This window comes from Thioalkalivibrio sp. ALJ15, assembly GCF_000383695.1.
Lineage (GTDB): Bacteria > Pseudomonadota > Gammaproteobacteria > Ectothiorhodospirales > Ectothiorhodospiraceae > Thioalkalivibrio.
In genome coordinates this window covers 13643-37953 of sequence record NZ_KB912058.1, presented here as the reverse complement: position 1 = coordinate 37953, position 24311 = coordinate 13643, and the positions used below count along the sequence as shown (strand labels likewise).

The window sequence follows — 24311 nt, the reverse complement described above, 5'->3', positions numbered from 1 at the left end:
CCCGACTGCGTCTGCTGTTTTCGCCCGACAAATCCTTCAAACACGGTCACGATTATTTCGTGACGCTCGTCATTGAGATAGCCACCAGTCCTCAGGGTTCAACGGATCGCCATTTCGCCGAATCTCGAAGTAGAGTCCCGGTGCGATCGCCTCGCGCCCGGCGCCGGCCAGGGCCATCCGCGTGCCGCCCTCGACCTCCTCGCCCTCGGCGACCAGGATTTCCTCCAGGTTGCTGTACAGCGTCAGGTAACCGCTCCCGTGGTCGAGGATCACCAGAAAACCGTAGCCCTGCATCCAGTCGGCGTAGACCACACGACCAAAATGGACGGCGTGCACCGACTCGCCGTTGTCAACCTCCAGCACGGTTCCGCGCCAGCGTGACTGCAGACGACTGCCGCGCGGCTCGTTGAAGCGCCGAACGACCGAGCCGTCCGCCGGCATCGGAAGCTCGCCCTGGAGGTCAGCAAAGGCGACATCGGAACGAACGGGCGCACGCTCGGGTGGGGGATCGCCCCGCGCAGCACGCTCTTCGCGTTCAGCCGCATCGCGCTCCACCTCGCGAATCAGGTCTTCCAGCGTCTCGGCATTGCGCTCCAGCCGCGCCAGCTCCAGCGCTTCGTCCGCGATCGCGCGTTCCAGCTCGTCCATCGCCACACGCTGCCGCTCCTCCTCGCGTTCGAGATCCGCCACCACCTCGCGCAGCGCCGCCTCCTGCTCGGCCAGCACCGCCTGCTCGCGTTCCAGGTCGTCGCGCGCGGCGCGCAGCACCTCGAGCTGTTCACCCAGGGCCGCCAGCGCCTCGGCCCGCGCCTCGCGCAGGCGCGCGGCGATCTCCGGGTGCAACCGGCTCAGCTCGCCCTCGCCTCCGGTGCCGGGTACGCGTCCCGGGTGCCGGTCGCGCTGCCACTGGTCGCGCAGCAGGCGCCCCGCCTGCACGCGTTCCTCGCGCAGCCGTTCCTCTTCCTGCTCAACGCGCGCCTCGTGCTCGGCGATCACCTCGGATTGTTGCTCGCGCTGGGCCTCCAGTTCGCGCAGTTCGCGCCGCGACTCGCTGCTGCCCCGCGCCGCGCGCTCGAGCTCATCCTCCAGACGTTCGAGCGCGGCCTGGCGCTCCTCCTGACTGCGCTCCAGGTCACGGATCGCCTCCAGCGTCTCCTCCAGTTCGGCCTCCGGTTCAAACGCCGACAGGCTGCCTGCGGGCGCCAGCAAAAATGCCGCCAGAACAAGCAGTAAGGGGTATCGGGAAGTCAAGATTGCGCAAATTCGCATATCGGGGTACGTTTAGGTACTTATATTCTCACCCGGTTACGGGCTTGCTGTTTCGCAAAACAATAAAGAGGCATGCCGTGAGCAACGAAGCGGTCGAAGAAGAAAAGATGGTCGAAGAAGAACTGATGTCTCAGGACGAGGACATTGAACGGGCCTCGCGCTCGCTCAAGGCCATGTCCCACCCCCTGCGGCTCAAGATCCTCTGCATTCTCGGCGATCGCGAGATCAGCGTACAGGAAATCGTCGATCAGGTCGGGACCTCGCAGAGCAACATTTCGCAGCACCTGGGCATCCTGCGCGACAAGGGCATCCTGGCGACCCGCAAGGATGCGAACCGTGTCTACTACCGAGTGGGGGACTCCCGCACGCTGCGCCTGATCGGTATGATGCAGGACGTTTTCTGCAGCTCCTGACATCTCCCTGACCGACGCGGCGGCCTGAATGCTCGAAAGACTCCCTGAATTCCTGTCCAATCATCCGATCCTGACCGGTGCCCTGCTGGCGGTTGTCGGGATGATCCTGTTCACCGAGTTCCGCCGCCTGACCCGCAAGTACCGCACCCTCTCGCCGAGCGAGGCCGTGCGCGTGATCAATCAGGACGACAGCCTGGTGCTGGATGTGCGCGAGGACAACGAGATCGCCTCCGGCCGCATTGGTGGGGCCAAGCACATCCCGGTGGGCAGCCTGCAAAAGCGCATGGACGACATCGCCAAGTACAAGGACAAGCCCGTAGTGGTGTACTGCCGCAGCGGTAACCGCTCCGCGATGGCCGCCTCACAGCTGACCGCTGCGGGGTTCCAGGATGTCGTGAACCTCCAGGGCGGCATCCAGGCCTGGCAATCCGCGGGCATGCCGATCAAGAAGAAGTAATGCGCTTCGAGGTCTATGGCACGGTCCGCTGCCCGTTCTGTCTGCTGGCCCGCCGGCTGCTGATCCACCACGGTTACCCCTTCGACGACCACCCGGTGGATCGCGAACCCGGGGCGCGCGCGGAGATGGAACAGCGGGCCGGCCGCAGCTCGGTGCCGCAGATTTTCCTGGGTGACACCCATATCGGCGGATACGACGAGCTGCAGGCGCTGGATCGCTCCGGTGAACTGCAACGCATGGCCGAAGCGGCCGGCATCGCGCGCACCAGCGACGCCTGAGCCCCCAGGACGACGGGAAAACTCACCCGCCTCTTGACTCCTATCCGGCGCCACATTCCTTTACGATTCCCGCACACAAATCCCATTCTCCACGACTCGGAACAACATCATGGCTGAAGAAACCTCCAACACCAGCGGTAACGGCGCGGGCGCGCAGGGCAACTCCCAGGACAACCCCGGCTTCTCCATCCAGAAGGTGTTCATCAAGGACATCTCGTTCGAGTCGCCGGACGCCCCCGAGATCTTTCTGAACGAGTGGAAGGGCGACACCAACATTCAGCTGAACACCAACGCCCGCCCGATTCGCGAAGAAGAAGGCGTGTTCGAGGTCGAGCTGAAACTGACCGTGACCACCGAGTCCAACGGCAAGACCGCCTACCTGGTCGAGATCAACCAGGCCGGGGTCTTCATCGTCCGCGGCTTCCCCCGCGACCAGCTCAACCAGCTGCTGGGCTCCTACTGCCCGAACCTGCTGTTCCCGTTCGCCCGCGAAACGGTCGCGGACCTGGTACTCAAGGGCGGCTTCCCGCAGCTGCTGCTGCAGCCGGTCAACTTCGAGGCGCTGTACCAGCAACACCTGGAAGACCAGAAAAAGGCATCCGGCGACTCGCAGGCGGCCGCGCCGGAGTCGACCTCCCAGGCCTGATCCGGGGCTCGCACCCGTGCGCATCGCACTCCTGGGTGGCGGTTCCTGGGGCACCGCGCTGGCGATCCACGCCGCGCGTCTGCACCAGGACGTCGTGCTCTGGGTCCGCAAGGACGAGGCCGCCGAGCGGCTGAGCCGCGCGCGCGAGAACGCCCGCTATCTGCCCGGCATCCCCTTCCCGGAAACCCTCTCCATCAGCGCCGACCCCGGTGTGATCGACGATGTCGACCTGGTGCTGATCGCAGTCCCGTCCGGGGCCTTTCGCGAGACCCTGCGCTGGATGCAGCCGCGCCTGCGTGAAGGGCAGACGGTCGCCTGGGCCACCAAGGGACTGGAGACATCCAGCGGGGCCTGGCTGCACGAGATCGCCGAGGAAGAACTGGGCTCCGGCTTCCCGCCCGCGCTGATCTCCGGACCCTCCTTCGCCGCAGAGGTGGCCCGCGGCCAGCCCACCGCACTGACGGCGGCCTCGCAGAGCGAACACAGCCTGGACCGCCTGACTGGCGCACTGCATGGCAACGCCCTGCGCATCTATCGCAATCACGACGTGATTGGTGTGGAGCTGGGCGGAGCCCTGAAGAACGTCCTCGCGGTCGCGACCGGGATCGCCGACGGCGCGGGCTACGGCGGCAATGCCCGCGCCGCGCTGATGACGCGCGGTCTGGCCGAGATGCAGCGCCTGGGCGAGGCGGTCGGGGCCCAGCCGGGCACGCTGACCGGGCTTTCCGGTCTCGGCGATCTGATCCTCACCTGCACCGATGACCAGTCGCGCAACCGGCGCCTGGGGCGCCTGCTGGGTCAGGGCTATGACCTGGAGACGGCCCGCGCCCGTATCGGCCAGTCGGTCGAGGGGGTCGAGACCGCGCGCCAGATCAGCACGCGCGCCGAGGCCCTGTCGGTGGACATGCCCATCTCCGCGGAGGTCCACGCCGTGCTTTACCAGGGGCGACCGGTACGCGAGGCCGCCCGCCGCCTGCTGGAACGCGATCCGACCCACGAGAACCCGACCGGGTAACCCCGAGCCGAACCCGAACAATCGCGCATGCCGGCACAGTTCGTTACCGTGCACGGACGATTGTCCACAGCTGGGAGGCACCCATGCGCAAGGCGTGGAAGGAACTGGATCTCGAGGGCGGCGGCCTGCAGGCGATCAACGCGAAACTCGCGGCCGAGATGCGCGCGCGCCCGCCCGCCTACGTCGCCTGGGTCCTGTTTCCGCTGGGACTGCACCGTTTCTATCTGCGCGAACCTTTGGGGGGCGCGGGCTACATTGGCCTGAGTGCGGCAATCCTGATCGTGGCCTGGCTAGTGGCTGGCTGGTGGTGGCTGATCCCGACGGGTGCCATGGTGGCCTGGGCGGCGTTTGATCTGATCTGGATCGACCGCCGCGTGACCGACTACAACAAGGAACTGCGCAAGCAGGTGTTCCTGCGCAAGGGCCACAAGCCGCCGCAGGATTATCGCGGCCGCTACACCAGCGACGAGGACGCCCAGCGCGAACTGACTGAATACCAGTCGATCAAGGAAGGCGAGCGCGCCGGGCACCCGGGCCCCGCCGGGGCGAATGAGCGCGATCGCGACGTGGGCGGCAAGCGCCGCATGCCAAGCTTCAACGAGCAGGAAGCCATGCTGCGCCAGATGCGCTCACGCAAGAAGGGCGAGGCCGGGGACGACTGAGCCCCAGCCTCCGGCTTCATGCCCGCAATCAGGCGGGCAAACGGACTTTAGTTATCGCCCGGGCGCCAGACGCCACTGGCCTCCTGCGGCGGCGGGGCGGCCTGCTTGCGGCTCTCCATATCCACGAACACCGACTCGGTGAACTGCGAGAGCTGCTTCAGATACTCCTTGCGCTCGTTCACCGACTCCGGCATCTGCGCCACCAGAAAACCAGTGATCGCGCTCAGATACTGCACGGCCACGATGGGCTGCTGGGCCTTGGGATCGGTCTCGACCAGAACGTCCTGGATCTTCTGGATCAGGTCGCCGGACAGCTGCAGGGTATCGTCGCTCATGGTGCTCTCTCGGTTATCGAATGTGTGAACAGGCTAAGGCAAGGTCGCCGCGTCCAAAAGTGAACGCAAAGCCGGCGGGACTTTCCATCACGACCGGCGAATCGCCCGACCCTCACCACGGCCGCGGCGGTGGCCCCTGATCTTCCGGATTATCGTCGTCCGGACCGGATTCTGGGGCATCATCCTCAGTGTCATAATCCTCGCTAACGCGATCCGCCGGCACCTGCCAGGGCTCGCTGGGCAGGATCGACCGCTCGCCCGGGCGCGGTGCCCAGCGCTCCTGCTCCAGCCCCCGGATCAGCCCCACGATCATCATCAGGATCACCAGCGAAAACGGCAGGGCCGCCAGGATCACCGCGCTTTGCAGGACCTCCAGCCCGCCCGCCAGCAGCAGCACCGCGGTGATCAGGCCGATCAGCGCACCCCAGATGGTCAGGTGCCGCTTGCGGTGCTCTGTGGAACCGTGGGCCAGCAGGGTATTGATCACGACGATCCCGGCGTTGGCGGAGGTCAGCAGGTAGGTCGCGATCAGGATTGTGATCAGCCCGCCACCGACCTTGGCCACCAGCCAGGGTTCCAGCGTATCCATGGTCGCGAAGGTGGCCATGGTCAGGTCTTCGGAGACCTTGTCGGCAATATCCGCGATCCCCTCGACCTCGGCATGCAGCGCGGTACCGCCCAGCATCGCGAGCCAGAAAAAGGTGATGACCGTAGGCACCAGCAGCACGCCCAGGACAAATTCGCGCAGCGTGCGCCCGCGCGAGATGCGCGCAATGAACAGCCCGACAAACGGCGCCCAGGCCAGCCACCAACCCCAGTAGAACACCGTCCAGTCGGAATGCCAGGGATCCGTCTGGTGGGCGTGGGTGTACAGCGAGAGCCCCAGCAGGTTCTGCAGGTAACTGCCAGAGGACTGCACGAACAGCGCCAGCAGGTACTGGGTCGGCCCCCAGATCAGCAGCAGGCCCATCAGCGCCACGCTCAGCCACATATTGGCCTGGGAAATCCGCTGTACACCGACCTGGACACCGGTAATGACCGAAATGATCGCAATGACAGTGAGCAGGGCTGCCAGGAACAGCTGCCCGTTCTCGCCACCGGAAATCCCCAGGGTATGCACCAACCCGGTATCCAGCTGCTGAATACCCAGCCCCAGGGTGGTCGCGATCCCGAACACCGTGGCGAGGATGGCCAGCAGGTCGACGATGTCGCCGGGCCAGCCGTGGCTGTATTTCCCGATCAGCGGATGCAGCGCGGAGCGCAGCGCCAGCGGCTGCCCCCTGCGAAAGCCGAAATAGGCCAGGATCAGCGCCAGCAGCGCGAACACCGCCCAGGCATTCAGACCCCAGTGAAAATAGGTCAGCACCATGGACATGTCGGCGGCCTCGGCCGTCTCGCCGTTGTCCAGCAGGAACGGGTTGCCCCCGTAGTGACTGAGCGGCTCGGCCACCGCCCAGAACAGGAGGCCCACTCCCATGCCGGCGGCAAACAGCATGGCCAGCCACGAGACAGTGGTGAACTCCGGCACCTCGTCATCCCGCCCGAGACGGACGTCCTTGTAACGGCCGACCCCCAGCCAGATCACGATGGCCAGGAACACGGCCATCGCGACCACGTAGTACCACTCGAGGAAAGGCGTCAGAAAGGTGCGGGCGTCCGAGACCACCCGCTCGAGTTCATCCGTGCGGTAGATCGCAAACAGCGCGATCAGCACCACCAGCAGCAGCGCGATCGGGGCTACGCGCGGGTTCAGTCCCTTGAACGGTCCTCGGGTCGCGACGTTGTACATCCGCTTCCTCCCTGAAGTGTCCGGCCCTCAGACGCGATGCGTGTGCAGCAGTTCCCGCTCGCCTGCGGAACGGTTACCGGTACGAAAATCCTGGATGACCCGATGCACGAAGCCCAGCTTCGAGATCGCCTCCGGTGTCAAGACGAATGGATAGACATGGGCATGCCCCATACTGCGGTTCAGGCTGTTCAGGGCTGCGGCCAGCGGCAGCCAGTGCGCGACCAGGGCATCCGGATCGTCGGTGGCGTAGGCATCGAAATGCGATTGCCCGCCCTGCGGCCCAAGCCTCGCCGCCTCTCCAACACTGGGCGCGACATCCATGCCATAGGCCGCCGCCGTATCGAGGGCGTCGACGATATGCAGGTAATGCGCCCAGGTCTCGGCCCAGTCCTCCCAGGGATGGGAGCTTGCATAGGCGGACACGAAATGGTTCTGCCAGTCGCTGGGCGGCCCATCCTCGTAATGGCGGCGCAACGCCTCGTCGTAGTCGATGCGTTCATCGCCGAAGCGGCCACGGAAGTACTCGTGCCAGCGCGTCCCCCGGATCAGACGGTCCCAGTAGTAATGCGCCGATTCATGACGAAAGTGTCCGAGGATGGTGCGGTAGGGCTCGGCCATGGCCTCGCGCATGCTCTCGCGCACGGACGGGTCCGCCTCCGCGATGTTGAGTGTAATCACGCCGTTCGCATGCCCGGTTACCACGCCGCCGCCCTCGTGGAAATCAGGGTTCGGGTCGGCCAGAAAATCGAACGCCACGCCGGCGGAGTCCGTCTGCTTGGACACAACGGGTAACCCCAGGCGCAACAGGCTGTAGACCAGGCGCCGCTTTTCCGTCTCCATCCGTTCCCACAGGCGCGCATTGCCCGGCACGCTCAGATCGGGGATGGTGCGGTTCAGCCGGCACGCGCGGCAATAGCCCTCCGGGTCATCGTGGCGCACCATCCAGTTACAGACCGCGTCCACCGCGTAGTGGCGGCACTGGCGATAAAGCGGCCCATCGGGTTCGCCCGCGACACGCCACAGCCCGCCCGGGATCGGCTCCCCGGAGGAGAAAAGCGCATCCCCGGCCATCTCCAGCGCCGACAGCTCCAGGCGATCGGGCAGGAAGCCCAGCCGCCGTCCACAACCATTGCAGTAGGTATTGTCGAAATAAATGACACTACCGCAGCCTTCACACTCGAACAGCTGCATTACGACCTCCCGAAAAGCCGTGCCGCGGCGATTCGCGGCACGGCTTTCAGCCTACGCCAAAACCGCTGCATGCGTCGCGCACGTTCTGGCCCTCAAGGCCCACTCAGGGGTCTGGTTCGAGCAGCATTTGTACCCGCTTCAGCGCCAGCGGGTCTGTCAGAATCCCCGCATGCGTGGTGTTCACGCCGTAGATGCTGCTCGCCATTCCCTGTATCGGGGGGTACAGCATGGTCGACAGCGTGAGTACGCCATCCGTCCCTGCGCGTCCTCCGCTATCCGGACGGCGAAAGCTGAATAGCAGGTGCAGCTCCGTCTCCCCCGACAGTTCCGATTCGAACAGTCGGCGCTGATACTCGCTGCCGGGTGCCATGTCACGCCAAACCGGGATCACCACCGGCGAACGATCGACCCCCGACTGCGCGGCGGCATGCCCGTGCCAGGGCGTGGACAACGCAATCATGCGTGGGATCCGGGCCGGCGCCGCCCGCCGCTCGCGCTCATGCAGAAAGCCCTTCGCCACCAGCCCCCCCATGCTGTGCGCCACGACCGGCAGGGACTCCACGTCATAGCGCAGCTCCAGCTCTTCCAGGGTCTGCGCCAGGTGGGCCGCGATGGACTGCAGGGGCAACCCGGACGGGTAGTAGTACAACCAGGGTTGGTAACGCTCGCGATCGAGCTGGTGGATGAGTTCGGCGAACCCTCGCGGCGAGCCGTTCATACCGTGTACAAACAAAACCGGGATGCGGCCGGGATCGTAGGGTTCGAGAAAATAGACCCCGGCATAGCCGGCCAGCATGAAATCCAGCGGCCGCCACTGGCTCCCGCGCGCGACATCGTCGTCGAAACGCGGGTCATCCAGCGTAGTCACTTCCCCGAACGCCGTGACCCCACCGACGCTGAAGGGGCCGCCCTCCGGACCCCGCTCGCGCGCGGGCGACAACGCGATCGCATGTGCCGCGACCCCTTCGCCCCCGATCCGGATCTCCATATCGCCAAAACGCGTACCCGCAGGGCATTCCAGCACGCCACCCTCGTTTGCCAGGTACACCGGGGCACCCGCCTCGTGGCGCCCGTCACGCTCGGGGTCGGCAAAGGCCAGGACCTGGTAACGCCCCGGCGCCAGGCCAAAGAACCACTCGCCACCTCCAGCGCTCACCATGTGGTCCACCGGTTCCGGCACGGCACCCTCCTCCATCGGCGCGCGGAATACCGCGACCACATAAGGTCCCGGGACCTCGTCATCCGCCACCACGGTTCCGGCAATCGTGCAGGCCTGGCCCATCATCTGCATCTGTCCGCGCGCATCCCACAGCCCGCAGCCCGTCAGCCACCACGCCACCAGCACCAGTGCGGCAATCCTTGCTCCGTCCATGTCCGCCTTCCTGCCCGCCCGGATTAGTCCAACAAGCGGCTCGTGCATCTCGCCGCCCACCTGTCCCTCTCAGGATAGCGGCGCACACGCCAGATCGCCTGCTGTTAACCGCCGCTGTGGTACCCGCCCCTGCGCGCCCCAAACAAAAAAGGCCCGCGCGGGGCGGGCCTTGTCGGTTGCGGAAGAAAGCGGGCCGAATCAGGCGGCCGCTGCGGCGCGGGTGAAGGCCAGATGCTCGCCGGCCATGTCCACCTCGATGGTGTCGCCGGGGCCGAACTCGCCAGCCAGCAGCGACTGCGCCAGCGGGTTTTCCAGCTGGGTCTGGATCGCCCGCTTGAGCGGACGCGCCCCGTAGACCGGATCGAAGCCCGCGGCCCCTAGGTGGTCCAGCGCGGCGTCGGTGATGGTCAGCCCCAGGTCGCGCTCTTCCAGACGCTTGCGCAGGTACTGCAACTGGATGTCGGCGATCGCGCGGATCTGCTCGCGCTCCAGCGGATGGAACACCACCACGTCGTCCACTCGGTTGATGAACTCGGGGCGGAAGTGCTGCCCGACGATCTCCATCACCGCGCCCTTCATCGCCGCGTAGTTCTCCTCGCCGGCCATCTCCTGGATCTGCTGCGAGCCCAGGTTGGAGGTCATCACGATCACCGTGTTGCGAAAGTCCACGGTGCGCCCGTGCCCGTCCGTCAGGCGGCCGTCATCCAGCACCTGAAGCAGCACGTTGAAGACATCCGGGTGCGCCTTCTCGACCTCGTCGAGCAGGATCACGGAGTACGGCTTGCGGCGCACGGCCTCGGTCAGGTAGCCGCCCTCCTCGTAGCCGACATAGCCCGGGGGCGCCCCGATCAGCCGCGCCACGGAGTGCTTCTCCATGAACTCGGACATGTCGATGCGCACCATCGCTTCTTCCGTGTCGAACAGGAAGCTGGCCAGCGCCTTGGTCAGCTCGGTCTTGCCCACGCCGGTCGGGCCGAGGAACAGGAACGAGCCGTTCGGGCGATTCGGGTCGGACAGGCCCGCCCGCGAGCGACGGATGGCATTGGCCACGGCATTGACCGCCTCGGACTGACCGACCACGCGGGCGCCGATCGCCTCCTCCATGCGCAGCAGCTTGTCCTTTTCCCCCTCCAGCATCTTGGAGACCGGGATGCCGGTCCAGCGTGATACGACCTCGGCGACCTCTTCGTCGGTCACCTTGGTGCGCAGCAGTTTGGTCTCCTGACTTTCCATCTCGTGGGCCATGGCCAGGGACTTCTCCAGGTCCGGGATCCGCCCGTACTGCAGCTCCGACATGCGCGAGAGATCCCCGGCGCGGCGGGCCGTCTCCAGCTCCATGCGGGCACGCTCGAGCTCTTCCTTCAGTTGCGCGGCACCGGAGACCGAGGCCTTCTCGGATTTCCACACCTCTTCCAGATCAGAGTACTCGCGCTCCAGGCGCTCGATCTCGCCCTCCAGGGTGTCGAGGCGCTTCTTCGAGGCGTCGTCGGATTCCTTCTTCAGCGCCTCGCGCTCGATCTTCAACTGGATCAGACGGCGCTCCAGGCGATCCATGGACTCCGGCTTGGAGTCGATCTCCATCTTGATGCGACTGGCCGCCTCGTCGATCAGGTCGATCGCCTTGTCCGGCAACTGGCGGTCGGTGATGTAGCGCTGCGAGAGCTGCGCGGCGGCGACGATCGCCGGGTCGGTGATCTCGATTCCGTGGTGGACCTCGTAGCGCTCTTTCAGTCCGCGCAGGATGGCGATGGTGTCTTCCTGGCTGGGTTCGTCGACCAGCACCTTCTGGAAGCGGCGCTCCAGCGCGGCGTCCTTTTCGATGTTCTGGCGGTATTCATCCAGCGTGGTCGCGCCGATGCAGTGCAGCTCACCACGCGCCAGCGCCGGCTTGAGCATGTTGCCTGCGTCCATCGCGCCCTCGGCCTTGCCGGCGCCTACAAGCGTATGGATCTCGTCGATGAACAGGATCACGCGACCCTCTTCCTGCGACAGCTCCTTGAGCACGGACTTCAGCCGTTCCTCGAAGTCACCTCGGTACTTGGCCCCGGCCAGCAGCGCACCCAGGTCCAGCGCCAGTACGCGCTTGTCCTTGAGCCCCTCGGGCACCTCGCCGTTGATAATGCGCTGCGCCAGGCCCTCGACGATCGCGGTCTTGCCAACCCCCGGCTCGCCGATCAGCACCGGGTTGTTCTTGGTGCGGCGCTGCAGCACCTGGATCGAGCGGCGGATTTCCTCGTCACGCCCGATGACCGGATCCAGCTTGCCCTGCTCGGCACGCTCGGTCAGATCGGTGGTGTATTTCTCCAGCGCCTGACGGCTCTCCTCGGCATCCGGGTTGTCCACCTGGCTGCCACCGCGAATGTCATGAATGGCCTTGTCCAGTGCGTCCTTGTTGGCGCCGGCATGGCGCAGCATCTCGCCCACGCCGCCCTTCTCGTCGACGGCGGCGAGCAGGAACAGCTCGCTGGAGATGTACTGGTCCTTGTTCTGCTGGGCCAGCTTGTCGCAGACATTCAGCAGCCGGCCCAGGTCATTGGAGACATGGACCTCGCCGGCCGCACCCTCGACGCGGGGCATGCGGTCCAGCGCCTCGCCCAGCGCCGAGCGCAGCTGGCGCACGTTGACGCCCGCGCGGTCGAGTACATGGCGCACGGTACCGCCATCCTGGTCCAGCAAGGCCAGCAGCAGGTGGGACGGTTCGATGAACTGGTGGTCGCGGCCAACGGCAAGTGACTGCGCATCGGCGATCGCGGACTGGAATTTGGTGGTCAGGCGATCCATTCGCATTGGGAAACCCCTCGGTCAAATCTTGGTGAACTGACACGAACCATGGGGGCAATGCCCGTCGCTTCAAGGATAGCCACCGAATTTAGAACACGTGGCGCGCCGTCATTCCTCGTCCAGATGTCCAATCCAGGCCAGCGTGCCCATGCGCCCGGTCTCGCCGTCTCGGCGGTAGGAGTAGAACCGCCCGACCTCCGAATAGGTGCAGCGCCCGCCGCCTGCCACCTGCACGACATCGACGCGCTCCAGCCGGTGCCGGGCCAGCGCGTAGATGTCCGCGTGGAAATGCCCGTTCGGGCCGGGACGGAAGGCGGGCGCGGCCTCGACATCGTGATCGAGGAAGGTATCACGCACCTCCGGCCCGACCTCGAAGGCCCCCGGGCCGATCGCCGCCCCCATCCAGGCGCGGATCTCCGCCTCGGGGCGAGTAATGCGCAGGGCCTCGACGGCCGCCTCGAGCACCCCGTCGGCCAGCCCGCGCCAGCCGGCATGGGCCACGGCCACCGCCTCGCCATCGTCGGTCGCCAGCACGACGGGCAGGCAGTCCGCCGTCTGCACCGCACAGACCACACCGGGCGCGTCGGTGAATACCGCATCGGCCTCGATCACCTCGCCCTGCTCCCACGCCTCCAGCAGGTCCTCGGCCCGGATGACGCGCGTGCCGTGGACCTGCCGCGGCCAGGCGACGGGCTCCGCGATCCCCAGGCTGTGTTCCAGGCGGTAGCGGTTCTCGGCGACATGTTCGGGGTCATCGCCAGTATGCAGGGCGAGATTCAGCGAGTACCAGGGGCCCGTGCTCACGCCCCCCTCCCGCGTGCTCTGTACCGCCCAGACGCCCGACGGGAGGTCGCCGAAGTCCGGTGCGAGCGTGGGGATCAGTTCAGCGGTCATTCTCGGCCTCCCGGTCGGTACGCAGGGCGACGAGCAGCGCCTCGAAATCCTCGGGCACGGGTGCCTCGAAGGCGAGCACTTCGCCACTGTCAGGATGCTCGAATTCCAGCCGCGCCGCATGCAGGGCCTGACGGCGAAAGGCCGCGAGCGCCCCCTTCGCCGCCTCGCTCATGCCACGCACCGGGCGCGGGCGCCCTCCATAGGCGGGATCGCCCACGATCGGGTGCCGGATATGCGCCATGTGCACGCGGATCTGGTGGGTACGCCCGGTCTCAAGTCGCACATTCAGCAGGGTATGAGCCGGGAAACGCTCCGCTACCCGATAGTGGGTCACCGCCGGCTTGCCACCGCCCGTGACCGCCTGGCGCTTGCGATCCACCGGATGACGGCCGATTGGCTCTTCGATGGTGGCACCGCTGATCACGCGACCCTGCACCAGTGCCCGGTACTCGCGGTGGACCGTACGCTCCTGCAACTGGCGCACCAGCGCGGTCTGCGCCTGCGGCGTACGCGCAACCACCATCAGCCCGGTGGTGTCCTTGTCCAGCCGGTGCACCACCCCGGCGCGCGGCAGCTGCGAGAGGTTCGGGTCATGGTGCAGCAGGGCATTGACCAGGGTACCGGCACGATGCCCCGCCGCCGGGTGCACAACCAGCCCGGCCGGCTTGTTGATTACCAGTACGGCGGGGTCCTCATGGACGATATCCAGCGCAATGGGCTCTGGCTCGGCCTCCAGGACCGGGGCCTCCGGGGGCTCCAGCACGACATGCTCGCCGCCCTGCACCGGCGTGCGCGGTTTCGGCTGGCCACCGTTCACAGTCAAGGCCCCTTCCTTCAGCCACTGGGTCAGCTGGCTGCGCGAATACTCCGGGAACAGCCTAGCCAGCGCGGCATCCAGCCGCTGGCCGGCCTCTTCCTCGGGGAGTTCCGCAGATCGCGGTTCGTTCATTGGCGATACTCGTCTCGATTTTCCCGCACCCGCGAACGGCCAGGCACGGCATGATGTTGTAGAATCCGCGGACACCGCTTCATCTGCGAGGCCCCATCGTGATTTCTGCTCCAAACCTGCTGCGCCTGCTCGCCGTCCTGCTCCTGGCACTTGTGATTGCCGGCTGCGCCGGACGCGAGGACCCGACGCTGGGCTGGTCCGCCAGTCAGCTCTACGGCGAGGCGAAGAACGCCCTGAACGAGGGGAACTACGATCAGGCCGTCGAATACTACGAAATCCTCGAGGCTCGCTACCCGTTCGGCCGCTATGCCCAGCAGGCGCAGATCGAGATCCCGTACGCCTACTACAAGGCGCGCGAGCCGGAGGCCGCCATCGCCGCGGTGGACCGCTTCATCCAGCTCAATCCGCGCCACCCGAACCTGGATTATGCGTACTACCTGCGCGGGCTGATCAACTTCAACCGCCAGCAGGGCTTCCTCGCCAACCTGTTCCCGCGGGATCCGGCGGAGATGGACCCGGAGCCCTTCGAGCAGGCCTTCCAGGATTTCGACCGTCTGATCCGCGAGTTCCCCGACAGCCGCTACGCGCAGGATTCCTACCTGCGGATGGTCTATATCCGCAATGCGCTGGCGGCCTACGAACTGCGCGTGGCCGAGTTCTATATGGAGCGCACCGCCTGGGTCGCGGGCGCCGAGCGCGCGCGTCACCTGCTGGCCACCTACCCCGGTGCCGAGGTCCAGCCACAGGCCCTGGGCGTGCTGTGGCGTGCCTATACCGAACTGGGGCTCGAGGACTACGCCGACGCGACGATGATGGTCCTGGAACTGAACTATCCCGACGCCGCCGTAGCCGTGCGCGCGGGCGAACCGATCGAGACCCGCGAGCAGCGCGGCGGCCTGTGGCGCGTGTTCGACCGCTTGCCGTTCTTCACGAACTGACCGGGGAGCATCCGCACTCCCCCGGCTTCGCAATCAAACCGTCATTGCGAGGAACCGAAGGCGACGCGGCAATCGGTTTCCTGAACCCGCAGGCCTGAATCCGGGGATTACCGGAGCCGGCCGATTGTCTCGTCGCTGCGCTCCTCGCAATGACGGGACAAAGCCCGAGGCCGAGGGTTACAGCGCCTCGCTACCCTCTTCGCCGGTACGGATACGCACCACGCGGGCCATGTCGGAGACAAAGATCTTGCCGTCCCCGATCTTGCCAGTGCGCGAGGCCTTCACGATCGCATCGATACAGGCGTCCACGCGGTCGTCATCCACCACCAGCTCCAGCTTTACCTTGGGCAGGAAGTCGACCACGTATTCCGCACCCCGGTAGAGCTCGGTATGGCCCTTCTGCCGGCCAAAGCCCTGGACCTCGGTCGCGGTCATGCCGGCAATGCCCATCTCGGTCAGGGCCTCGCGGACATCCTCCAGCTTGAACGGCTTGATGATCGCCTCGATCTTCTTCATGCGAATCCCTTTGGTTGTGCCCGCCGCGCGGGCGCTCGTCTTGCATCCGAAAGTGTACCAAACCGCCACCGCGGCGCCCGCGCCCCGGCTCAGCCGTTGCGTGGGCCAGAGGCGCGTGAGGGCCCTCAGCCCGGGCGGTAGCCGGAGGTGATCGGGTAGCGCCGGTCGCGGCCGAAGGCCCGTCGGCTGACGCGCACCCCGGGCGGGGCCTGGCGGCGCTTGTACTCGGCCAGGAAAACCAGCCGCGCGATGCGCTCCACGGTGGCCCGATCAAAGCCATCGGCCACGATCTCCTCCACCGAGCGCTCCTGTTCGACGAAGGCCTCCAGCACCGCATCCAGCACCTCGTAGGGGGGCAGCGAATCGGCATCCTTCTGGTCGGGCGCCAGTTCGGCGCTGGGCGGACGCTCGATCACCCGCTCGGGGATCGCCGCGCCACGCGTATTGCGCCAGCGCGCCAGGCGGTACACCCACTGCTTGGAGACATCCTTGAGTGGGGCAAAGCCGCCGTTCATGTCGCCATACAGCGTGGAATAGCCGACGGCCATCTCCGACTTGTTGCCGGTCGCCAGCAGCAGCTTGCCGCTGCGGTTCGACAGTGCCATCAGCAGCACCCCGCGGGCGCGCGACTGCAGGTTCTCCTCGGTCACATCCCCCGCATGGGCGGGCATCGCGTCGAACGCCGGTGACAGGCCCTCGAGGAAGTCCTGCACCATCGGCTCAATCGCGATCTCGTGGTACTCGATACCCAGCAGCCGGGCCTGTGCCTCGGCATCCTCGATACTCATCGACGCGGTGTAGCGATACGGCATCATCACCGCCGTCACGGCGGCCGGACCCAGGGCGTCCACCGCCAGTGCGGCCGTCAGCCCCGAGTCGATGCCGCCGGACAGGCCCAGCAGCACGCCGGGAAACCCATTCTTGGCGACATAGTCGCGGATGCCGATCATCAGGGCCTGGTAGAGGTCGCGGGCATCCGCCTCGTCCGGCTCCGGGCCGGGGTCGGTCAGCGTCGGGCGGATGCCGCAGGCGGACAGGTGCATGGTCTCGGGACGGGGCTGCAGTTCGATCCCGGACGGTCCGCGCCGGCCCTGCACCAGGGCATACCCGGTCGCCCAGGCCGGCAGCACCGCGCGCGCGCCATGCGCGGCGTCGTGCACGAAGGAGCGGCCGTCGAACACCAGCTCGTCCTGACCGCCCACCTGGTTCACGTAGACCACCGGGCAGCCGGTCTCGGCGACCCGCGCGCCCACCACCTGCAGGCGCTCCTCGGCCTTGCCGCGATGATAGGGCGAGGCATTCAGGTTCAGGATCAGTTCGGCGCCGGCCGCCTGTGCGGCAGCGGCTGGCGCCGCCTGCCAGATGTCCTCGCAGACGGTCAGGCCGATCCGCCAGCCCGCCAGCTCAACCACGCAGGCCTGATCGCCCGCGACGAAATAGCGCTGTTCGTCGAATACCGAATAGTTGGGCAGGACCTGCTTGGCATAGCGCGCGATCTCGCGACCGTCGCGCAGCCACAGCGCGGCGTTCACCAGACCCTTCTCGGTGGGAACCGGCGCGCCGAGGATCACGTCGATGCCCGCTACCGAGCGTGTAATCGCGGCCAGGGACTGCTCCACCGCGCGCAGGAAGGCCGGGCGCAGCAGCAGGTCCTCCGGGGGGTAGCCGGTCAGGGCGAGTTCGGGGAAGACCACCGCGCGCGCACCGGCGGCGCGGGCCTGTTCGATCGCGTCCTCGATCAGGTGGCGGTTCGTATCCAGCCCGCCCACGATCGGGTTGATCTGGGCCAGGGCCAGCGGCAGGTCATCGGTGGACGCCATCGCGGCGTATCAGGCGCGATCGAGCGCGGACTGCATGGCCTGGCCGAGTTCGGCCGGGCTCTCGGCCACGCTCGCCCCGGCCGCACGCAGGGCCGCCATCTTCTGTTCGGCCGTGCCCTGGCCGCCGGCGATGATCGCCCCGGCATGGCCCATGCGACGTCCGGGCGGCGCGGTGGCGCCCGCGATGTAGGCCGCCACCGGCTTGTCGAACTCGTTCTCGATATAGCGCGCGGCGCGTTCCTCGGCATCGCCGCCGATCTCGCCGACCAGCAGCACGCCGTCGGTCTCCGGGTCGTCGCGGAACAGGCGCAGGCAGTCGACGAAGTCAAGCCCCTGGATCGGGTCGCCACCGATACCGATACAGGTACTCTGGCCCAGGCCCCGATCCGAGGTCTGCTTGACGGCCTCGTAGGTCAGGGTGCCGGAACGCGAGATGATGCCGATGCGCCCGCGCTGATGGATATAGCCGGGCATGATGCCGACCTTGCAGGCATCCGGCGTGATGATGCCGGGGCAGTTCGGCCCGATCAGGCGCGTCGAACTGCCGGCCAGGACCTGCTTCACGCGGATCATGTCCTGTACCGGGATGCCCTCGGTGATGCACACGGCCAGCTCGATGCCGGCATCCGCCGCTTCGCAGATCGCATCGGCCGCGAACGGGGCCGGGACATAGATCATGCTGACGGTCGCGCCGGTCTGCGCCACCGCATCAGCGACGGTATCGAACACCGGACGGTCCAGATGCGTCTGCCCACCCTTGCCGGGCGTCACGCCCCCGACCAGACGGGTGCCGTAGGCGATCGCCTGCTCGGAGTGGAAGCTGCCCTGCTTGCCGGTAAAGCCCTGGCAGATCACCTTCGTATCGCGGTCGACGAGGATGCTCATGCCACGGCCTCCACCACGGTGCGCGCCGCGCGGTCGAGGTCCGCGGCCGGGATCACGTCCAGACCGGAGCTGGCCAGCGCCTCGCGGCCCTGTTCCGCGTTGGTACCCTCCAGCCGCACGACCACCGGCACCTGGACCTGCACCTCGCGGATCGCGGCGATGATGCCCTCGGCGATCAGGTCGCAGCGCACAATGCCGCCAAAGATATTCACCAGCACCGCCTTCACCGAGGGGTCCGACAGGATCAGCTTGAACGCGGCCGTGACCCGCTCCACCGTCGTGCCGCCGCCGACATCCAGGAAGTTGGCCGGCTCGCCACCGTGGTGCTTGATCAGGTCCATCGTGGCCATGGCCAGCCCCGCGCCGTTCACCATGCAGCCGATGGAGCCGTCCAGGCGGATGTAGTTGAGGTCGTGCTCGTGCGCCTCTTCCTCGGCCGGGTCGCGCTGGCGCGCGTCACGTTCGGCCATCAGCGCCTTCTGGCGGTAGGCGGCGGAGTCGTCCACGGTCAGCTTGGCGTCGATGGCCAGCAGCTGGTCGTCAGCGGTCAGCACCAGCGGGTTGATCTCCAGCAGCTGCGCATCCACCTGCTGGAACAGGGCATGGGCATTGGTCACCAGTTGCGCCATCGCCTTGGCCGGCTCGCCCGACAGCCCGAGGGCAAACGCGACCCGCCGTCCGTGAAACGGCATCACGCCCGTGGCCGGGTGGATCGGCAGGGTGATCACCGCCTCGGGCCGCTCGGCGGCCAGGGTTTCGATGTCCATGCCCCCCTCGGCGGAGACCACCAGCGCCAGGCGCTCGCGGGCCCGGTCCACCAGCAGGGCGAAATAGAACTCGCGGGCGATGTCCGCGGCTGGCTCCAGCAGGAGCTGATCCACCGGCAGGCCCTCGGGGCCGCTCTGCCCGGTGACCAGACGCGAGCCCAGCAGCTTCTCCGCCGCCTCGCGCGCGGCCTCGGGGGAATCCGCCATCACCACGCCACCGGCCTTGCCGCGTCCGCCGGAATGCACCTGAGCCTTGACCAGCACACGCTCGGCGCCCAGTGCCTGCCAGGCCGCGGGGAGTTCGTCAGTGTGGGTGATCACCTGTCCGTCGGGAACGGGGATGCCGGCGTCGCGAAAGCGCGCCTTGGCCTGAAATTCGTGGAGATTCATGGGTGTGGAGGATAGCGGTGCGCCCGTTGCCCTACAACTACGGGGCCCTACAACTGCAGGGGCGAACGCGAGGGGTGGTTTCTCAGGCGGCCTGCACCGGGATGCCGTGGCCGGTGCGCACGATCGCGTTGCGGGCGTCGAGATACACGAGGTTCGGGGTGAATTCGCGGGCCGCGGCGGCCTCCATCTGCGCGTAGGCGCAGATGATCACGCGGTGCCCCACCGCCGCCTTGTGCGCGGCCGCGCCATTGACCGAGATGATGCCGGAGCCCGGCTCGCCCTCGATCGCGTAGGTGGTGAAGCGCTCGCCGTTGTCCACGTTGTAGATCTGGATCTGCTCGAACGGCAGGATGCCGGCGGCTTCCAGCAGCCGCGTATCAATGGCGCACGAGCCCTCGTACTCCAGCTCACAATGAGTGACCTGGGCCTTGTGCAGCTTGCCCTTGAGCATGGTGACGTGCATCGGCGATTTTCCCGGCGATAACCTCTGGGGGCGCAAAATTATCCGCGATTGTGCCAGGCGCGGCAAATGCCCCACCCCGAATCGGGCACGGATCAGTTCGTCGGGCGGGTGCGGACGTTGTCGATCAGACGGACTTCCGCCAGCCACGCGGCGGCCAGCACGACCAGGTCCTGATCGGCCAGCGCCACGCCATGCTCCGGCTCGGCCAGGTCCTGCGCGCGGCGGATGGACAGGTATTCGGGGTCGAAGCCGGCCTCGCGGAGACGATCGCAGGCACGCCCCTCGACCTCGGGGATGCGCTCGGCATCGAATACGGTCGCGCCCCGGCAGACCGTGGCCACTTCGTCCAGCACGCGCTTGAGCTCCGGCGCGATCACCCGCGCCTCTTCGGGCAACTGGTCGTTGCGCGAGCTGCAGGCCAGGCCATCCTTCTCGCGTACCGTCGGGATGGCCTCGACCCGTACCGGGATATCCAGCCCCTGCACCATGCGCTCGACCAGCTTGAACTGCTGGTAGTCCTTCTCGCCGAACAGCGCGATATCCGGCCGCACGAGATTGAACAGCTTGGTCACCACCGTGGCCACGCCATCGAAGTGCCCCGGGCGAAAAGCCCCCTCCAGCATCTCCGACAGTCCCGGGACGACCACCCGCACTGGAGGCATGCCGTCGTCCGGGTACATATCCTCCTCCGACGGGCAGAACACCGCGTCCACACCCGCCTCGGTCAGCAGGCGCGAGTCCTCCTCCAGGGTGCGCGGATAGCGCTCCAGGTCCTCGGGGCGGTCGAACTGCATCGGATTCACGAAAATCGAAACCACCACGCGCTGCGAACGCGCCCGGGCATGCCGGATCAGCGTCATATGCCCCTCGTGCAGGTGCCCCATCGTGGGGATCAGGGCAATGGTTCCGCGGCCCTTGCGGGCCCATTCTCGATGCATGGCCACCAACTGGGGCCGGTCACGCAGGATTCTCATGGGCCAGGGGTCTCTTGGGCCGGGGTCCTCATGGACGGAAAAAAGAAAGAACTAACGGTACGTGTGCACGCCGGATTCAGGGAACGTGCGCGCACGCACCGCCTCGCAATAGGCGCGAACTGCGCCCTCCAGCGAGCCACCGTCGCCCAGAAAGTCGCGGGCGAAACGCGGCGGCTCGGGCGTCAGACCAATCACGTCCTGGATCACCAGGACCTGGCCATCGCAGCGCGGGCTGGCGCCGATCCCGATCACCGGGATATCGGTCGCGCGCACGATCGCGTTCGCCAGCTCCTCCGGTACGCTTTCCAGGAGCAGGCCCTGGGCACCCGCCGCTTCCAGGCGTGCGGCCAGCGATTCCATCTCGGCGGCGGCGTGCGGGTCACGACCCTGTACACGATAGCCACCCATGCGATGCACCGCCTGCGGCGTCAGGCCCAGATGGGCACAAACGGGAATCCCGGCGGCCACCAGGCGCTCGACGATCGGCAGCTCGGCCAGACCGCACTCGACCTTGACCATGTGCGCACCGGCACGCAGCAAGGCCCCGGACTGCTGCAACGCGGTCGGTGCATCGGCGTCGCCAAGAAACGGCAAGTCCGCCATAATCATTGCGTTATGGGTCACACGAGCAACATTTGCGACGTGATAACACATGTCGTCAATTGTCACCGGCAGCGTGGTCGGGTGCCCCTGCACCACCATGCCGAGCGAATCCCCGACCAGGATGACGTCCACGCCACAGCGATCCAGTAGCGCGGCAAAGGACGCATCATACGCCGTCAGACAGGTAATCGGTTCGCCGGCCTGCTTGCGCCTGGCCAGCGTATTGACCGTGATCGGCCGCATCAGTCTGCCTCCCGGGCGGGATCGGTCTGCCGCACGTCAGAGCGTGATCGGCAGCGGATTGAAATAGTGTCGGCCACCCTGGATCGGCTCCAGGAACTGCACCAGCTGTTCGAAATCGGCCGGATTGTTCACCCAGTCGATCTCGGTGGCGTTCACGATCACCAGTGCCGCCCCTTCGAAATGATAGAAGAATTCCGCATAGGCGGCGTTCAGGCGTTCCAGGTAATGCGCCTCGATGTGACGTTCGTACGGTCGCGCACGCTGGCGAATGCGGTCCAGCAGCACTTCCACGGGCGCCTGCAGGTAGATCACCAGATCAGGTCGTGGCAGACCCGCGCGCAGATGCCGAAACATCTCGCGGTAGATCTCCAGCTCGTCAGGGTGCAGGTTGAGCTCGGCGAACAGCGGGTCCTTGTCCATCACGTAGTCGGCCACGTGGCGCTGCTCGAACAGGCCCTTCTGGCTGACCGGCGTCAGCTGCCGCACACGCTGCACCAGAAAATGCAGCTGCGTGGCCAGGGCGTGTTTGTCCGGCTCCTGGTAGAAGCGCTCGAGGAACGGGTTCTCGTCCGGTGCTTCAAAAATTCCCTCAGCCCGCAGGTGTTCCGACAGCAGACGCGCGAGGCTGGACTTGCCCACCCCGATCGGTCCTTCCACCGCAACAAAATCGAAGTTGCTCAGACTCACCGCTGCCCTCCAGCACGGGCAACGTTCGGGTCCTCCAGCGCGACCAGCGAGGCGCCATCGAAGCGGCGGGCGAGCCGCTCGATCAGGCCCTCACCCGGAATCTTCAGACCCGGTGCCAGCTCGGCCAGCGGCAGGACCACGAAGTCGCGCTCGGCCAGGCCCGGATGGGGTACATGCAGCCCGGGCAGGTCCAGCACCTGATCCCCGTACAGCAAGATGTCCAGGTCGAGCAGGCGCGGCCCCCAGCGGGTGCCATCGCGCTCGCGGCCACAGTCGGCCTCGATCGCTTGCAGCGCATGCAGCAGCTCCAGGGGTTCGAGCCGGGTGTGCAGCCGGGCCACGGCATTCACGTAGTCCGGCTGGTCCTGCGGGCCCATCGGCGGGTTTCGGTACAGCCGCGACTGCCCCGTCAGCAGCGTCTGCGGCACGTCACCGGCCAGGCGCCGAAAGGCCTCGCGCACCTGATCCTCGGGGTCGCCAAGATTGGCGCCGATGCCCACGAACACCTGCAAACCAGCGTCGGTCATGCCGCATCCCCGCCGTCATTCGAGCTGCCGGCTTCGCCATCGCCCGTGCGTCGACGTTTTCGGCGACGCCCGCCACGGCGGGCACGGCCCTTACCCTTGCCGCCGCCCCCAGCCATCTTCTTCTGCTCGCCCTCGTCCTTCTCCTGGAACTCGGTCCACCAGCGACACAGTTCCGGGTCGGCATCGCCCGCGCGGGCGCGCAGGCAGAGAAAATCGTATCCCGCTCGGAAACGCGGATGCGTCAGCAGGCGCAGCGCGCGGCCACCCCGCGCCCGTTCCAGCCGCGCCTGCAGCTCCCAGATCTCACGCACGATCAGGCTGAAGCGCTTGGGGATCGACACCGTCTTCACCTGGCGATCCAGCACCTCGGCCATCGCCTGCTGCCAGGCCGGGATCTCCTGCTCGCCGTCCTCGATGCGCCGGGTCGCCGCCACCTGCACCGGGGCCCACAGGATCGCGGCATAAAGAAACGCCGGGTTGACCCCAAGCTCTTCGTTGATGCGCTTGTCAGTATTGAGCAACGACTCGACCAGGAACTGCCGCCGCTCGGCGCCCACATCCGGATCGGCGAAGCACTCGGCCGCCTCCGGGAACATCGGCGCGAACAGACCAAAGCGCTCCAGTTCATCCAGGCAGGTGACCGCCGCACCACTGTGGAACAGCTTGATCACCTCGTCGAACAGCCGCGCCGGGGCGACCGTCTGCATCAGGCCCGCGAGTTCGTGTATCCCGGCCTCGACCTCGGGCGCGACGCGCAGCCCCAGCTTCGCGGAGAAACGCACCGCGCGCAGCATGCGCACTGGGTCCTCGCGCAGCCGCGTCTCGACATCGTCTCCGATCAGGCGCAACACGCCCTCGCGCAGGTCCTCGACCCCGCCGGTGTAGTCGAGCACCGAGAAATCGTCGATGTCGTAGTACAGCGCGTTCACACTGAAGTCCCGCCGCACCGCGTCCTGCTCGATCGTGCCGTAGCGGTTGTCGCGCAGGATGCGCCCCTCGTCGCTCAGCGCCACCTGCCCGTCGCCGCCCTCGTCCTCGTCGTGCGGCGCTCGGAAGGTGGCGACCTCGATCACCTCGCGGCCGAACAAGACATGAGCCAGGCGGAAACGGCGCCCGATCAGGCGGCAGTTACGGAACAGCCCGCGCACCTGGTCCGGCGTGGCATCGGTCGCGATGTCGAAGTCCTTCGGCTCGCGCCCCAGCAGCAGGTCGCGCACGCCCCCGCCCACCAGACAGGCGCGGTAGCCCGCATCACGCAGGCGATAGAGCACCTTCAGGGCGTTATCGTCGATCGCGGCACGCGAGATGCCGTGCTCCTCGCGTGAATACACGCGCGGTTCGGGGATCGCGGCGGACGGGGTTGCAGGATCGGCCTGAGTCACTCGGTTCGGGTTCCGTGAACGAAAGCGCAATATGGTAACAGCAAGCCGGTTCGGGAAAGGACCGG

The 24311-nt window shown here is 66.9% G+C and carries 25 protein-coding genes; 7 read left to right on the top strand and 18 right to left on the bottom strand.

Translation table 11 applies throughout. From position 1 onward, the window contains the following. Window positions 1-69: 69 nt before the first annotated feature. Window positions 70-1269: a peptidoglycan DD-metalloendopeptidase family protein gene (locus G015_RS0106950; protein WP_038038402.1), complete on the bottom strand. Its 1200-nt coding sequence runs from the start codon at window positions 1267-1269 to the stop codon at window positions 70-72. A gap of 77 nt (window positions 1270-1346) precedes the next feature. On the opposite strand from G015_RS0106950, the gene G015_RS0106945 reads away from it, so the two are divergent. The 6 genes from G015_RS0106945 to G015_RS0106920 all read left to right on the top strand — a co-directional run bounded on the left by G015_RS0106945 (window position 1347) and on the right by G015_RS0106920 (window position 4740). After that, a complete protein-coding gene (locus G015_RS0106945; protein WP_017925754.1) occupies window positions 1347-1682 on the top strand; it encodes a helix-turn-helix transcriptional regulator in 336 nt (111 codons plus the stop codon). 28 nt (window positions 1683-1710) lie between these two features. Continuing rightward, the gene (locus G015_RS0106940) at window positions 1711-2139 is read left to right on the top strand and encodes a rhodanese-like domain-containing protein (protein ID WP_018138623.1); all 429 of its coding nucleotides are present in this window, start codon (window positions 1711-1713) and stop codon (window positions 2137-2139) included. Continuing rightward, window positions 2139-2417, top strand: a complete 279-nt coding sequence (locus tag G015_RS0106935) for a glutaredoxin domain-containing protein (RefSeq protein WP_018138622.1) — start codon at window positions 2139-2141, stop codon at window positions 2415-2417. Before G015_RS0106940 ends, G015_RS0106935 begins: the two co-directional genes overlap by 1 nt. 109 nt (window positions 2418-2526) lie before the next feature. Then, window positions 2527-3063 (top strand): protein-export chaperone SecB, encoded by a 537-nt coding sequence (secB, locus tag G015_RS0106930; RefSeq protein ID WP_017925757.1) that lies wholly within the window; start codon window positions 2527-2529, stop codon window positions 3061-3063. A gap of 16 nt (window positions 3064-3079) precedes the next feature. Beyond that, entirely contained in the window at window positions 3080-4078 is a 999-nt protein-coding gene (locus G015_RS0106925; RefSeq protein ID WP_018175405.1) for an NAD(P)H-dependent glycerol-3-phosphate dehydrogenase, read from the top strand. An 83-nt stretch (window positions 4079-4161) separates the two neighbouring features. Beyond that, entirely contained in the window at window positions 4162-4740 is a 579-nt protein-coding gene (locus G015_RS0106920; protein WP_020146362.1) for a hypothetical protein, read from the top strand. Between the two features lie 47 nt (window positions 4741-4787). Here the strand turns inward: G015_RS0106920 and G015_RS0106915 are convergent, their stop codons facing one another. From G015_RS0106915 to rluD, 7 genes are all read right to left on the bottom strand, one after another. Beyond that, a complete protein-coding gene (locus G015_RS0106915) occupies window positions 4788-5075 on the bottom strand; it encodes a hypothetical protein (RefSeq protein WP_017925760.1) in 288 nt (95 codons plus the stop codon). Window positions 5076-5187: 112 nt separating this feature from the next. After that, window positions 5188-6864, bottom strand: coding sequence for a BCCT family transporter (locus G015_RS0106910; RefSeq protein WP_020146361.1), 1677 nt, complete (start codon window positions 6862-6864; stop codon window positions 5188-5190). 27 nt (window positions 6865-6891) lie between these two features. Then, window positions 6892-8055, bottom strand: coding sequence for a putative zinc-binding metallopeptidase (locus G015_RS0106905; RefSeq protein ID WP_018138618.1), 1164 nt, complete (start codon window positions 8053-8055; stop codon window positions 6892-6894). Window positions 8056-8158: 103 nt separating this feature from the next. Continuing rightward, window positions 8159-9427 carry a triacylglycerol lipase gene (locus G015_RS0106900; protein WP_020146360.1) on the bottom strand — a complete coding sequence of 423 codons (1269 nt, stop codon included), beginning with the start codon at window positions 9425-9427 and terminating at the stop codon, window positions 8159-8161. 198 nt (window positions 9428-9625) lie between these two features. Next, window positions 9626-12208 (bottom strand): ATP-dependent chaperone ClpB, encoded by a 2583-nt coding sequence (clpB, locus tag G015_RS0106895; protein ID WP_018138616.1) that lies wholly within the window; start codon window positions 12206-12208, stop codon window positions 9626-9628. Window positions 12209-12316: 108 nt separating this feature from the next. Further along, a complete protein-coding gene (gene pgeF / locus G015_RS0106890; protein ID WP_018138615.1) occupies window positions 12317-13102 on the bottom strand; it encodes a peptidoglycan editing factor PgeF in 786 nt (261 codons plus the stop codon). After that, the gene (gene rluD / locus G015_RS0106885; RefSeq protein ID WP_020146359.1) at window positions 13092-14051 is read right to left on the bottom strand and encodes a 23S rRNA pseudouridine(1911/1915/1917) synthase RluD; all 960 of its coding nucleotides are present in this window, start codon (window positions 14049-14051) and stop codon (window positions 13092-13094) included. The genes pgeF and rluD overlap by 11 nt, the downstream gene beginning before the upstream one ends. A gap of 98 nt (window positions 14052-14149) precedes the next feature. Here rluD and G015_RS0106880 point away from each other — a divergent pair, with 98 nt between their 5' ends. Beyond that, window positions 14150-14989 (top strand): outer membrane protein assembly factor BamD, encoded by an 840-nt coding sequence (locus tag G015_RS0106880; protein WP_018138613.1) that lies wholly within the window; start codon window positions 14150-14152, stop codon window positions 14987-14989. A gap of 177 nt (window positions 14990-15166) precedes the next feature. Here the strand turns inward: G015_RS0106880 and G015_RS0106875 are convergent, their stop codons facing one another. From G015_RS0106875 to pcnB, 10 genes are all read right to left on the bottom strand, one after another. Beyond that, window positions 15167-15505: a P-II family nitrogen regulator gene (locus G015_RS0106875; protein WP_012983402.1), complete on the bottom strand. Its 339-nt coding sequence runs from the start codon at window positions 15503-15505 to the stop codon at window positions 15167-15169. A 125-nt stretch (window positions 15506-15630) separates the two neighbouring features. Next, window positions 15631-17325, bottom strand: a complete 1695-nt coding sequence (locus G015_RS0106870) for an NAD+ synthase (protein ID WP_020146358.1) — start codon at window positions 17323-17325, stop codon at window positions 15631-15633. Between the two features lie 9 nt (window positions 17326-17334). Then, the gene (gene sucD, locus G015_RS0106865; protein ID WP_012983405.1) at window positions 17335-18210 is read right to left on the bottom strand and encodes a succinate--CoA ligase subunit alpha; all 876 of its coding nucleotides are present in this window, start codon (window positions 18208-18210) and stop codon (window positions 17335-17337) included. Beyond that, on the bottom strand, window positions 18207-19367 hold the full coding sequence (gene sucC / locus G015_RS0106860; protein ID WP_012983406.1) for an ADP-forming succinate--CoA ligase subunit beta: 1161 nt from the start codon (window positions 19365-19367) through the stop codon (window positions 18207-18209). Before sucC ends, sucD begins: the two co-directional genes overlap by 4 nt. A gap of 82 nt (window positions 19368-19449) precedes the next feature. Beyond that, window positions 19450-19830: an aspartate 1-decarboxylase gene (gene panD / locus G015_RS0106855; RefSeq protein WP_012983407.1), complete on the bottom strand. Its 381-nt coding sequence runs from the start codon at window positions 19828-19830 to the stop codon at window positions 19450-19452. Window positions 19831-19922: 92 nt separating this feature from the next. Continuing rightward, the gene (gene panC / locus G015_RS0106850; RefSeq protein WP_018175399.1) at window positions 19923-20804 is read right to left on the bottom strand and encodes a pantoate--beta-alanine ligase; all 882 of its coding nucleotides are present in this window, start codon (window positions 20802-20804) and stop codon (window positions 19923-19925) included. A 51-nt stretch (window positions 20805-20855) separates the two neighbouring features. Then, window positions 20856-21650 carry a 3-methyl-2-oxobutanoate hydroxymethyltransferase gene (gene panB / locus G015_RS0106845; protein WP_012983409.1) on the bottom strand — a complete coding sequence of 265 codons (795 nt, stop codon included), beginning with the start codon at window positions 21648-21650 and terminating at the stop codon, window positions 20856-20858. 36 nt (window positions 21651-21686) lie between these two features. Beyond that, window positions 21687-22337: a deoxynucleoside kinase gene (locus tag G015_RS0106840; protein WP_012983410.1), complete on the bottom strand. Its 651-nt coding sequence runs from the start codon at window positions 22335-22337 to the stop codon at window positions 21687-21689. Beyond that, complete coding sequence (folK, locus tag G015_RS0106835) at window positions 22334-22864, bottom strand: 2-amino-4-hydroxy-6-hydroxymethyldihydropteridine diphosphokinase (RefSeq protein ID WP_012983411.1); 531 nt, start codon at window positions 22862-22864, stop codon at window positions 22334-22336. Before folK ends, G015_RS0106840 begins: the two co-directional genes overlap by 4 nt. Continuing rightward, on the bottom strand, window positions 22861-24246 hold the full coding sequence (pcnB, locus tag G015_RS0106830) for a polynucleotide adenylyltransferase PcnB (RefSeq protein ID WP_018138607.1): 1386 nt from the start codon (window positions 24244-24246) through the stop codon (window positions 22861-22863). Before pcnB ends, folK begins: the two co-directional genes overlap by 4 nt. Window positions 24247-24311 lie beyond the last annotated feature (65 nt).